The following is a 12589-nucleotide window of genomic DNA, read 5'->3' on the forward strand; positions in this document are numbered from 1 at the left end:
TAATTAATTAACAACATTCTTCTTTTACAAAAGCAGCAATAACTTTTGCACGGTTTTTACTTTGATTGATCAGTTCATATCGGATGGCATCTGCCGGAATGATCAGGGTTTCTGCATAATGGATCTCCAGTTCCAGCTCACCCGTTTTAACAATGATACAATCACCTTCTACCAGGCTGAGGATATGACACTGGCCATTTGTAGCTGCTTTGATGACGGTATCAAATTCAAAACGCTGTACAGCATAAAAATGATCAGGATGGGTAGCCAGGTTAATCAGCTGCCAGTCAGTACCCTGTTCTATTACAGTCTGTTTAGCAATCAGCGTATCAAGCACTGTTTTGCCCTTTCTTTCAAAGTTCAGGTTGGCAAAAGCGCGTTCAATATTTAACGGACGGGGTTTCCCGTTTAAATCAGGACGTAACCAGTCGTACATTTTAAAGGTGAAGATATAAGGGGTTGCACTGATTTCCAGCACCAGATTATTTTTACCAGAGCTGTGAACTGTACCATTGGGAATCAAAAACAAGTCATGTTTTTTAGATTTAAATGTCTGTACATAGTCTTCTACAACTACAGGGATTTGATGTTTAAAACTATCTTCTATTACCTGTTTAAATTCTTCTCTGTCAATGTTTTCCTGAAAACCCAGGTATACCTTCGCATCCTTTTGATGATCCAGGATATAATAAGTCTCATCCTGCGTAAAATCCTCACCAAAATGTTCTTTAGTATAAGCTACAGAAGGATGGCATTGCAGCGATAATTTACCGCCATCCATCGTATCCAGAAAATCAAAGCGTATAGGGAAATTATAACCGAAGCGTTCAGCGGCTTTACCCAGAATAGCTTTATTATTATGAAAAAGAAGCAGATCAAAGGAAACCTCCAGCATGCTGCCTTCGTTTTCTAAGATAATCCCGTTTTCCGGAGTGATCAGTTCGAATGACCAGGCATAGTTGACTACTTCCTGGTTTAAGCCACTGATGTTGTTTTTAATCCATTGTCCTCCCCAAACACCAGGCTCAAACCACGGTCTTGCCCTAAAAGCATGTTTTGACATTTCATTTAATGCAGTACGAAGGTCCTGGCCACTGATCCAGGAGATTTCCGTAACCCTTTGTTCATCGATGATGATATCGATGCGTGCTAATAACTGTTGTTTATGTTTGTTTAAAACAGGCCAGTCAATAAAATAGAAGCGTTTATATTGGGTTTTAGGATCGGAAAAATTTGCGGCGCCAAGATTAAAAAGAAGACCGGCCCTTGAACGAAATTGAATCTCATTTTTCGGGACATCAATATAAATGAGCTTTGCATCCGGTTTTGCCAGTGCAGCCCCGCAGCCATAGAAAATAGTGAATTCCTGATGTATACCCTGGCCAATGAAGTCGAGTTTCCCGGAATCGAAAAAGTCTTTCAGCTGCCCCTGATATTGTTTGCCAAATACAGGATCATGCTGCCGGAGGTGATCCTGTATCATTTCATCAATAACAATTGCTGGTTTTAAGGCAGCATCAATAGCAATCCAGTTTACCTGTTGGCCATTTGCAGTTAAATGCTGATCGAGCTTTGAAATAAACTGATCCCAGTAAACACCAGAATAACCATCAATTACTACATCTTTTTTCTGATCAGTGATCCATTTAGCCAGACTATTGAAGTCATGATGAATAGTTCCTTTAATTTTAAAAGCAGGGTAGATATCATATCCCTGCTGAGTTGTTGGTACTCTTTTTTCTGGAATAATAAACTGTGCTGTATTTCTCAGCTTAGTGATGTCTGTATTGATTCCGTCTTTGTTGTAGGCAGTCATGAAATTTGATTAGTTATATGTTATAATGTCCAAACATATGACATTTCATTTAAATATTCAAAGACCTTTTAATGATGCTGTTAAAATTTAACTGTTTCTACGGCTTTCTACGGTGTAAATAAAGCTTTCAGCTTTGTAATAACCTAGATTATACTCCATTGCACGGTCTCCCTGGTCATATACAAATCTTTTTCTGGACAGGATAGGGCTCCCGGTTTCTACTTCTAATTTGCCGGCAATGAATTTACTTGCAGTTATTGCGCTGATCTCTTCTTTAGATAAATTGGCTATCACAGAATGTTCTGTTTCCAGCATTTCGTATAAAGGCTGTTTAAAATCTTCTTCTCCTGTAAGCCCGATCCGGGGATGGAAATAAGAGATGAAATACACAAAAGCACCTTCAGATCCACCACGTAAACGCTCTAGTTTCAGGATCTTTTTATCTGTTTTTATATCAAAAAAATTGGCAATGTGTTCATCGGGATATACCCAGCTTACATGCAGCTCATAATTTTTTACAGGTATTCCCCTAGCTTTCATTTCTTGCGAAAAACTTAACCAATTCATTGATTTAGAGCTTATTTTAGAGGGGGCTACCTTTGTTCCATAGCCTTTTTTTCTAACCAGTAATTCCTCGTATACCAATTTGTTCAATGCCTGTCTTAGTGTAGTTCTGGAGATGGCTAGTTTCTTTGCAAGCTCCACTTCATTAGGCAGCAATTTACCAGCCTGGTAAGCCGGGTCTTTGATGAGTTCTCTAAGCAGTAGTTCAGCCTGTATATGCAGTGGGATATGACTTTTATGGTCAATAGAAATATTCATGATGGATTTAATAATTATTCGATTATCGAAGACAAAAATACGCTTTTTAGTACATACATAGCAAATAGGAATGTAGGTATATATGTTTAGATGATTTGCATACCTTCAGATTTGAGATTGACCCTGAATTAATACTAATGAACAGAAATGTTACATGAACGAAAAAATGTGTGTGATGTGAATTGTTTTGTCGGCTATTATTTGAATAATAGATAAAAATCAAAAAATAGCTATAAAGAATAATCGTTTTACCACATCAAAAAAATGTCATTTAAAATTTGGAAATAACTAGAATACTTCTATGTTTGTACATAACTATTAACCAACCAAATATAAACAGCGACCTAATTTTTCTTAAAAGCAGAGTTTGGAAGCCTTTTATTTATCTTATTTAAATAAAAACTGAATGAAAAGACCTTTACTTCTTTTTTCTGCTGTTTTTTGTTTTTTACACTTGACTTCTACCGCTCAGGTAGCAGATAAGGCAGCATTGGCGAAATCAATCCGCTCGGATAGCCGTTTAGATACTATCCAGGCAAGAGCAATCAAATTACTTAACGGATTTTCTGCAGGCACATCTTATGATGAAGTATGGATCAGAGACTTTAACACTTTCATTAAAGGATCTTTGAAAATTCAATCCAAAGAAAAAGTGAGGAACATGCTCCTGATGTTTTTTAAAATTCAGGGGGAAGATGGTAATATCGTAGATGGTGTAGTGGATAGTGCAAAAGCAAATGGGGGATATCAATACCGGTATTCAGCTTTATTACCAGGTTGGGCAGCCCATAAGAACACAGTGGAAACCGATCAGGAATCCTCATTGGTACAGGCAGTTAAGAAATATATTGACCTTACCGGAGATGTATCTATCCTTTCTGAACAGATTAATGCTAAAACCATTTTGCAAAGAATGGAAGATTCTTTCTCTTATCTGCTGAAAGACAGATGGTCTGAGAAATATGGTCTGGTAAAAGGGGCCACAACTATCGACTGGGGTGATGTACAGCCAGAAAAAGGCTGGGGGGTAGCGATCAATGCGCATACCAGATGGGCCATAGATATTTACGATAATGCCATGTTTGTTATGGCTATTAATGATTTTCTGGCAATGAAGCCCAAAGCTTATCAAACCCAAAAAGACTGGGCCGCATTGGCAAGCAGTATAAAAGTCAATGTCCGGAAACATCTTTGGATGGCAGCAGAGCAGAAATACAGACCTCATATATACCTCAATGGCAGCCCTTTTTCAAAAACCTTTGAAGAAGACAAAATTTTGTATTCCGGTGGATCTGTATGTGCAATACTGGCTGGATTTAATACAAAAAAAGAGATAGAAAATATTAACCGTCAAATCGTAATTGCAGCAACAAAAGAGAGACATGCAACTATTGGCTTTACTGTTTATCCGCCTTACCCGGCAACTGAATTTCCAAACATGCTGCCCTATACTTATCAGAATGGAGGTGACTGGACCTGGTTTGGGGGCCGGATGATCAATGGACTGGTAAACCATGGTTTAGTTCAGGAAGCTTATGCGGAGTTAATGCCTATGGTCAACCGGGCAATTGACCATAAGGGCTTTTATGAATGGTACAATGTACAAACTGGTGAAGCCAAAGGATCGGGTGATTTCAGAGGAGAGGCCGGGGTTTTATATGATGCAGTTGAATCCTTAAGACAGTGGGCAGCTAAAAATTAACATTTAACACCTGTTTCGTCAATACACAATCATGCTTGAAGGGGTAATTGGGATAACCTTGTTTTTTTGAACCACAAAGAACGCTGTAAACGCTGTCACAAAACCAAAAGCTGATTATACAAAATATTACCACACCTAAAAACTAAAAACCAAATTTTATGAAAAGAGCATTTATCTACTCCATCCTGCTCTCGCTGCTCTCCCTGCATGCGATCGCGCAAACTAAAATTACCGGGAAAGTCACCGGGGCAAAAGATAATCTGCCAATACCCGGTGTCAGCATCAAAGTAAAAGGTGCTGCCGGTGGTACAACTACAGATATTTCCGGGAATTACCAGATTCAGTTACCTGACGATAAAGGTACACTGGTGTTTTCCTCTACAGGTTTTTCCTCTACAGAAAGGACTGTAGCCGGCAGAAGTATCATCAATATCCAGTTAGAAGAAAAAGCTGATAATCTGAGTGAAGTAGTTGTAATTGGCTATGGTACCGTAAAGAAATCAGATTTAACCGGTGCTGTGGCTACCATCAAAGGAGAACAGCTGATGGATAAACCTGTAGCCAACATCTCTCAGGCATTGCAGGGTAAAATCGCAGGGGTAGAAGTAAGTTTAAACAGTGCTGCACCCGGTACAGCTGCGAAAGTACGTGTACGTGGTATTGGCTCGATTAACTCTAATATCGACCCGCTTTATGTAATTGACGGTGTTGCTGGTGTTGATCCTAACTCCATTAATCCAAATGATGTGGCTTCGCTCGAAGTGCTGAAAGATGCTTCTTCAACTGCAATTTATGGTTCCCGTGGTGCAAATGGTGTAATTATGATTACCACCAAACGCGGCAGAAGAGACGGAACACAGATTAGTTATGAGGCGAATACGAACATCAGTGAATTATACAGACATGTACGTACGTTAAATTCAGAAGAATTCCTGAAAGTATATAATCAGGCTTTTGCAAATGGTCAGAAATTTGATCCGGCAGGTGGGGTATGGTCTCCGCCAAAAGAATTGAATTATGCAAACTATCCATTATTATTTGATACCAATAACAAGCCTTTATATGATACAAACTGGGAAAAGGAAACTTATAAACCTGCGTTTTCACAAAATCACCAGTTAAACTTACAGGGGGGGAACGAAAAAACACTTTATAGTTTATCATTAGGTTACCTGAATCAAAAAGGGTTGGCGCCTACATCAGGGTTTAAACGTTATTCTGTAAAGATGACCCTGGATAATGACGTTAAAAGCTGGTTGAAAGTTGGGGGTAATGTAAACCTGATCCGTAGTATACAGCGTCTGGTTACTGATGGTAACGGAAGTTTGAACGTGGCAAGGGCAGTAGCCGAAGAAGTACCACTTTTGCCGGTAAAATATCCTAATGGACTTTATGCCGGAAATTTTGATATCGCCGGATTAGAAGGTGCACCAAATCCAATAGATATTGCAAATAACAGGTACACAATTAATAATACTTTACAGATGCTGGGTAATGTTTATGCATTATTCCATATCACTAAAGAACTTGATTTTAAAACAGACTTTGGTTATAACCTGAGTTCGAACAAGAATAATTACTTTTCTTCGCAAAACCTGCCCCATTTATCTCAGGATGAAGGAGGGGTCGCTAATATCAATGCCTATGATAATTATTACTGGCAGACTGAGAATTATTTAACATGGAATAAAAAAATCAATGACCGTCAGAAACTGACTGCTTTATTAGGGATATCCTTACAGCAAACCGGTTATGAAAGAGTACGTGCAGAGACACAGAACTTCATAGATGATATCTTTCAGTATCATTACCTTCAGGCAGGATCTGTCAGATCGGCAAGTGAATCTTATGATACCAAATCATCTTTAGCTTCTTTTTATGCAAGGTTAAATTACAGCATTGACGATAAATATCTTTTTACAGCAACAGGTCGTTATGATGGTTCTTCCAGATTCGGAAAAAACAATAAATATGCGTTTTTCCCATCAGTAGGTGCAGCATGGAAAGTGTCTCAGGAAGATTTCATGAAAGAAATCAAAAGTATCTCTAATTTAAAAATCCGTGCAAGTTATGGTACTTCAGGTAACCAGGAAATTGGACAGGCACGTTCATTGGCACAAATTCAACCAAGTACAACGGTTCTTGGGGGGGCAGCACAGTCCACATTATTGCCAAGTTATATTGGTAACCCGGATTTGAAATGGGAAAGATCTATTCAGCTTGATGGAGGTATTGAACTGGGTATGTTCAATGATAGAATCAACCTGACTTTTGATTATTATAACCGGGTCACTAAAGACTTATTATTACAAACACCAATCCCGTGGTCAGCAGGATTTACCAATGCAAACGTTTACAAAAATGTAGGTTCTGTGAGAAACTCAGGTATAGAGATCAGCCTGAATACTGTCAATGTTAAAACAGAGAACTTTACCTGGTCTACCAACTTCCTGTTCTCGGCCAATAAAAACAAAGTTATTAAACTGAATGATGGTAATGCTGATATTTTTCCTGGCCCGAATTTCCTTGGACAGAACTATGTGGTTCGTGTAGGGGAGCCGATCGGTTCATTTTATGGAATGACACGTTTGGGTACTTATGGCGAATCTGAAGCTGTAGAAGCTGCTTCACACGGGCTGAAACCCGGAGACAGAAAGTATCTGTATAATCCGGACGGAACAGTAAACTATAGTATTATAGGCCGTGCTTATCCAAAATGGACAGGTACATTCAGCAGTAGTTTTAAATATAAAAACTGGGATCTATCATTTGATATCCGTTTCGTTCAGGGTGTAAATACTGCTGCCAACTTTAAACACTCAGTGGAGGACAGACAAACCATTTCGAATAGTCTTGCAACAGTTTTAAATGCCTGGACACCACAAAATCAGAACACTTCTATTTCGCAGGTACGTAACTATAAATTTGCCCAGGATTCACACTTTGATAGCTGGTGGGTAGAAGATGGTTCATTTATCCGTGGTCAGAATTTTATTGTGGGTTATACTTTCCCGCCTGCGATTAATGAGAAATTGAATATCAAACGTTTAAGAGTTTATGCAAACGTTCAGAACCTGTTTATCATTACCAAATACACAGGTTACGATCCTGAGGTAGATACATTCAACCAGACTTATGGTTCAAATGCTTCATTCTCTCAAAATATAGACTTTTTTGCTACGCCAAGGCCTCGTATCTGGAATTTAGGCGTTCAACTTACTTTTTAAAACCGAATCACATGAAAAAGACAAAAAATATACTATTTGCGGTACTGGTTTTACTTAGCTGTGCCTCATGTAAAAAGTTTCTGGAAGAAAAGCCAACCGACTTTATCACACCAGACTCCCAACTTTCAAGTGCTAAAGTAGCAAGGGCTTTTGCCAGTGGAAGTTATCAGTATCTTCAGGGAATGCTTAAAGGCCAGCCTTCTTCTTATGGGGGTAATACCTGGAATTTAATGGAATTTATGACTGGAAAAGCGAATAGCGATCTTGGGCAAACCGGGGCTTCCAGTTTTCAGAACCTTTCTTACAGTACCACCTCATTTTATATTGATACCTGGTGGCAGCAAATGTACCTTGGAATTGGCGCTTGTAACCTGGCGATAGAAAAGATACCAACTATCAATGCTCCCGGACTTAGCGATGCGGAAAAGACAAACCTGATTGCTGAAGCGCGTACGCTCCGGGCATTATATTATTTTTATCTCGTAAGGATGTATGGAGCTGTTCCAAAAGTTACTGAGGTACCAAAAAATCTGAACCTGTCCATTCCTAGAACTGCTGCAAAAGACATTTATGATACAGTGATTATACCTGACTTATTAGCAGCAGAGAAATCTACCTTACCATCGAGAGATATTACAGGAAAGGTCTCCATGAGTGCTGTAAAATCGATCCTTGCAGATGTGTATTTAACTTATGCAGGTGCAGCGATTAATGGAGGAAAGCAATACTATGCAGAATCAGCTAAACGTTCACTTGAAGTGACACAAACTGGTGGATATTCTTTATTCCCTGAATATACTGACATGCTCAAACCAGCCAATAAAAATAATGGAGAATTTATCTTTCAGGTTCAGTATGCTGCTTCTGTTCCATCCACAAATCCATTAACTGCATTAACTATTCCAAACTATTCGGGCATTTCTGGTTATTCAGATGAGTATGGTTCTGTTTATCCTACGCCACAGTTTGTCAGTTCTTATGCACCGGGTGATAAGCGGGCTGCTGAAAAACAATTTTTCTATACCAGCTACAAAAACCTGAAATCTGGTCAGATTGTTAATTTTAAGAACGCCTACATTTATAAATGGTTTGACTCTACAGCTGTAGTCAGTACTTTGAAATCAGATCTTAACTTTACTTTATACCGTCTGGCCGATGTACAGTTAATGTACGCTGAAGCATCCAACCAGGCAGAAGGCGGGCCGAATGGTACCGCAGTTCAATTTGTAAATAATATTAGAAAAAGAGCGAATTTAGCGCCAATAGGAGCTTTATCCTCAGCTGCTTTTGAGCAGGAAGTATGGGCACAGCGTTATTACGAATTGTGTTTTGAGAATAAGATGTGGTTTGATATGGTCCGTACCAGAAAAGTTCATAACGATGTGACAGGTAACTGGGACAACTTTGTAGGACATAGAACGGTATTCGGAGCGACATTTTCAGAAAAACAACTGTTGTTCCCCTTACCTAAACAGGAAACTGATGTGAATCCAAGTTTGCTGCCAAATAATACAGGATTTTAAGGGTTTGTTTGCTATTCTATAATAGAAAATCAAATTCCTGTCATGCCCCCGGATTGAAATATTATCCGGGGGCATTTTTATAGGGCATTAACCCTGATAGGCTGCTAGATGCTGGTCCTATTGCTGACTTTGATGCCTTTATTGACGGGCGCACAAAGCAGCACAAAAAAAACTGAATTTACAAAGCGTTTCACTAAAGTCTATAATGATGAAGGGGTAGAAATTAAAGCCTGGGATCTTGATGCACTGGTTGTTGCCGGAGGTCTTCGTTCTTCTTTGAATGATTTGCTGATTTATGCGAAAAATAATATGGAGAATAAAAATACTGATTTATCAAAAGCAGTTGAGCTTACACATCAGGTTACTTTCTCCAAAGGAACTATAGTTGGTTTAGGCTGGCATATTATTCAATCAGCAGATGAGGCTTATTACTGGCATAACGGATCAACTGGCGGAAGCAGAAGTTTTATCATGATGGATTTGAATAAAAAGACAGCGGTGATCGTCCTTTCCAATTCTAATGTTGAAACCGATACCGCAGGGGTAAGGATTTTCGAGAAATTATAGTTTTTTAAATACAAAAGCCGGTGAAAAAAATCACCGGCTTAATTGATCCCTAATTCAAAATCAGGGTTTGTTTTCTATCCGGACCAACAGAAAGATATTTGACAGGTACACCTAATTCCTTTTCTAAAAATTTTATATAAGTATTCAGGTTTGCAGGTATCTGGTCTGCTGCTGTTATACCAGTTATATCTTCCTGCCAGCCATCAATTTCCTGTAATACTGGTACGGGTTGAATCGCATGAATATCATAAGGCATATAGTCGATTACTTCACCATTGTAATGATAATGTGTGCAGGCATAGATCTGCTCAAATCCACGCAATACATCTGCTTTAGTCATGACTAGCTGGTTAACCCCATTAATCATAATTGCATATTTTAATGCTGGCAGATCGATCCATCCGGTGCGTCTTGACCTTCCGGTTATCGCGCCAAATTCATGGCCTTTAAATCGTAATTCTTCTCCTGTTTCGTTATCTAGTTCGGTGGGGAAGGGACCGCCACCTACCCTTGTACAGTAAGCTTTAAAAACACCAATCACTTCGCCAATCTGGTTAGGCGCAATACCCAATCCGGTACAGGCACCTGCTGTGGTAGTATTTGAAGAGGTTACAAATGGGTAGGAGCCAAAGTCAATATCTAATAGTGTACCCTGCGCGCCCTCAGCCAATATCTTTTTACCTTTTTTTAGATAGTCATTGACTACATGCTCTGAATCAACTAATGGAAACTGGCTGATCAAATCAAGCGCCTGGAAAAATTCTTTTTCCTGCTCCCTGAAATCAATGATTTCACTGTACAATAACTGGAGTATATACTTGTGTTTGTTAACCAGTTTATGGTATCGTTCTTTAAAGTCCGGTAAAGTGAAATCTCCCAGACGCAGACCGTTGCGACCGGTTTTATCCATATATGCAGGGCCAATACCCTTAAGTGTAGAGCCAATTTTGCTATCGCCCATTCTTTTTTCTGAGGCTGCATCCAACAGCCTGTGCGTAGGTAAGATCAGATGTGCTTTTTTTGCAATCATCAGGTTCTTTTTAGCCAGCAGATCATGTCCTGCGCCTTTTAAACTCTCCAGCTCCTTTTTCAGTGCAACCGGATCTATAACCACACCATTTCCAATCAGGTTCATGGTGTTTTCAAAGAATATGCCCGAAGGAATGGTATTCAAAACGAATTTTTTACCTTCAAATTCTAAGGTATGACCAGCATTCGGGCCACCCTGAAAACGGGCAATTAAATCATAATCAGGACTTAAAACATCCACAATTTTCCCTTTACCTTCATCGCCCCACTGGAGGCCTAATAAAACATCAACAGCCATTGTCTAATTTATTTAATTGATATGCATCTTTTTACGAAAGCAAAGTTGGGTATAACCTGAGCGCTATCAATTGCCAAATGACAAAAAAGCAAATAAGTTATTTTTTTCTGATGCGGCTCAGTGAGGATGCAGTAATTCCAAGATAGGAAGCCAGCATGGAAAGCGGGACACGGTTAGCCAGACCTGGATAGTGCTCCAGAAAATGGAGGTAGCGGGTATGTGCATCCTGAACCAGCATATTACTGCTGGCTTTCATTTTGTTTTCCATCACATACGAGGTGATCTTTAAAAAGATATCACTCCAGCCAGTAATGGTATTGGAAAGGTCTTCAAATCCTTCTTTGGAAAATACCAGCAGCTTACAGTCTGTAACAGCCTCAATATATTCTGCAGATGGAACTTCGTCACGGAAACTGTTGATATCGGCTACAAAACGATTTTCATAAACAAAGTAACGGGTATATCCTTCACCGGCTTTATCATAATAACAGACCCTGAATACGCCTTCTGTGATGTATCCTATTTTATCAGCTATCTTACCTGCCTGTGAAAAGTATGCCCCTTTAGGTATGGTTTTTAGTTTTGCTTTGGACTGAATCATTGCGATCTGCTCCTGATTGAGATTTCCAAACTGAAGGAGGTAACTAATTAATTCTTCCATACCCAAAGTTAATCAGTCTGGGCTAAACAAAAATTGCCATTTGGCAAAAAATAAGAAATACGTAGATTTTTATATGATTTCAAGGTTTATGGGTTTCCGTAAAGAAAGAATTATAACTGTGTATATTTTTGATTTTTAAACCATCAGATAATTTAATAATAAGATTTATGCGCGAATTCTACGAAAGAAAAAAAAGAATAAACCAGCTTTTACCTCTATTCCTTTTCCTGTTAGCCATATTTTGTTCTTCATGTAGCAAAGAAAGTCAAGAGCCAGAGCCGATAGTTAAAACAGAAACGGATGTTTACGCTTATGAGGTAACTTGTACTGCTTGTGAAATTCAATTCCTGGATAAAAATAAAAGCATTAAGACGGTAATTAATCCTAATGGGAAATGGAGTTACCCTTTAGAAAAAATTAGTGATGCAGAACTGAAGCTCAGTATCAAAACAACCAATGGCATTTATCAGGATATTAGTGCCTATATCTTAAAGAATAATGAAGTAATCTATGGTGATTTAGGTTATAACAGTTTTAATTTATTATATAATATTAAATCAGAGCAAAAATCAATGACCTATGGCAATTATAATGCTGGATCTGGTGGCTCAGGCTCAAATGGTGGCAGTACAAAACCAAGTTCATCGATATGCGGGGCAAGAACTAAAGCCGGAGGATATTGTAAACGTGTCGTTTCTGGTGGAGGCAGGTGCTGGCAGCATAGCTAATTGGAATATTTGGCTCTTCATAAGCTGTCTGATCAATAGGATAAGCTAGTCAAATAAGGTGGTCAAACTTGACTATTTAATTTTTATTTAAAAAGTAATTCACTTTAAATTCAGTGTTTATCCGATAAAAATCGGACGGGGTCTGAAGCAATCCTGAATGAGCTTCGAACGATGTCTGGACAAGGTACGCTTACTACATTGATTGTCAGTGCTTTG

Annotated in this window: 9 protein-coding genes; 5 read left to right on the forward strand and 4 right to left on the reverse strand. The window is 38.8% G+C overall.

What is annotated here, in order from left to right:
* Window positions 1-7: 7 nt before the first annotated feature.
* Window positions 8-1816: a class I mannose-6-phosphate isomerase gene (locus HDE68_RS02180; RefSeq protein WP_183878456.1), complete on the reverse strand. Its 1809-nt coding sequence runs from the start codon at window positions 1814-1816 to the stop codon at window positions 8-10.
* Window positions 1817-1903: 87 nt separating this feature from the next.
* Window positions 1904-2638, reverse strand: coding sequence for a GntR family transcriptional regulator (locus tag HDE68_RS02185; RefSeq protein ID WP_183878458.1), 735 nt, complete (start codon window positions 2636-2638; stop codon window positions 1904-1906).
* A gap of 406 nt (window positions 2639-3044) precedes the next feature.
* On the opposite strand from HDE68_RS02185, the gene HDE68_RS02190 reads away from it, so the two are divergent.
* The 4 genes from HDE68_RS02190 to HDE68_RS02205 all read left to right on the forward strand — a co-directional run bounded on the left by HDE68_RS02190 (window position 3045) and on the right by HDE68_RS02205 (window position 9657).
* A complete protein-coding gene (locus HDE68_RS02190) occupies window positions 3045-4340 on the forward strand; it encodes a hypothetical protein (protein ID WP_183878460.1) in 1296 nt (431 codons plus the stop codon).
* A gap of 158 nt (window positions 4341-4498) precedes the next feature.
* Window positions 4499-7567 carry a SusC/RagA family TonB-linked outer membrane protein gene (locus tag HDE68_RS02195; RefSeq protein WP_183878462.1) on the forward strand — a complete coding sequence of 1023 codons (3069 nt, stop codon included), beginning with the start codon at window positions 4499-4501 and terminating at the stop codon, window positions 7565-7567.
* A gap of 11 nt (window positions 7568-7578) precedes the next feature.
* Window positions 7579-9090, forward strand: a complete 1512-nt coding sequence (locus tag HDE68_RS02200; RefSeq protein WP_183878464.1) for a RagB/SusD family nutrient uptake outer membrane protein — start codon at window positions 7579-7581, stop codon at window positions 9088-9090.
* 108 nt (window positions 9091-9198) lie between these two features.
* On the forward strand, window positions 9199-9657 hold the full coding sequence (locus HDE68_RS02205) for a serine hydrolase (RefSeq protein WP_183878466.1): 459 nt from the start codon (window positions 9199-9201) through the stop codon (window positions 9655-9657).
* A gap of 49 nt (window positions 9658-9706) precedes the next feature.
* Here HDE68_RS02205 and HDE68_RS02210 read toward each other — a convergent pair whose 3' ends face one another.
* Together HDE68_RS02210 and HDE68_RS02215 are read right to left on the reverse strand one after the other, a co-directional pair.
* The gene (locus HDE68_RS02210) at window positions 9707-10984 is read right to left on the reverse strand and encodes an adenylosuccinate synthase (RefSeq protein WP_183878468.1); all 1278 of its coding nucleotides are present in this window, start codon (window positions 10982-10984) and stop codon (window positions 9707-9709) included.
* 97 nt (window positions 10985-11081) lie between these two features.
* Window positions 11082-11645 (reverse strand): Crp/Fnr family transcriptional regulator, encoded by a 564-nt coding sequence (locus HDE68_RS02215; RefSeq protein WP_183878471.1) that lies wholly within the window; start codon window positions 11643-11645, stop codon window positions 11082-11084.
* A gap of 167 nt (window positions 11646-11812) precedes the next feature.
* Between HDE68_RS02215 and HDE68_RS02220 the strand changes: the two genes are divergently transcribed.
* On the forward strand, window positions 11813-12373 hold the full coding sequence (locus HDE68_RS02220) for a hypothetical protein (protein ID WP_183878473.1): 561 nt from the start codon (window positions 11813-11815) through the stop codon (window positions 12371-12373).
* The last annotated feature ends 216 nt before the right edge of the window (window positions 12374-12589 follow it).

The sequence above is a fragment of the Pedobacter cryoconitis genome, from assembly GCF_014200605.1.
Classification (GTDB): Bacteria; Bacteroidota; Bacteroidia; order Sphingobacteriales; family Sphingobacteriaceae; genus Pedobacter; species Pedobacter cryoconitis_B.

Bases quoted from the DNA above. Each gene is read 5' to 3' on its own strand.
- HDE68_RS02180 (WP_183878456.1), bottom strand. From the start codon at position 1,816: ATGACTGCCTACAACAAAGACGGAATCAATACAGACATCACTAAGCTG.
- HDE68_RS02185 (WP_183878458.1), bottom strand. From the start codon at position 2,638: ATGAATATTTCTATTGACCATAAAAGTCATATCCCACTGCATATACAG.
- HDE68_RS02190 (WP_183878460.1), top strand. From the start codon at position 3,045: ATGAAAAGACCTTTACTTCTTTTTTCTGCTGTTTTTTGTTTTTTACAC.
- HDE68_RS02195 (WP_183878462.1), top strand. From the start codon at position 4,499: ATGAAAAGAGCATTTATCTACTCCATCCTGCTCTCGCTGCTCTCCCTG.
- HDE68_RS02200 (WP_183878464.1), top strand. From the start codon at position 7,579: ATGAAAAAGACAAAAAATATACTATTTGCGGTACTGGTTTTACTTAGC.
- HDE68_RS02205 (WP_183878466.1), top strand. From the start codon at position 9,199: ATGCTGGTCCTATTGCTGACTTTGATGCCTTTATTGACGGGCGCACAA.
- HDE68_RS02210 (WP_183878468.1), bottom strand. From the start codon at position 10,984: ATGGCTGTTGATGTTTTATTAGGCCTCCAGTGGGGCGATGAAGGTAAA.
- HDE68_RS02215 (WP_183878471.1), bottom strand. From the start codon at position 11,645: ATGGAAGAATTAATTAGTTACCTCCTTCAGTTTGGAAATCTCAATCAG.
- HDE68_RS02220 (WP_183878473.1), top strand. From the start codon at position 11,813: ATGCGCGAATTCTACGAAAGAAAAAAAAGAATAAACCAGCTTTTACCT.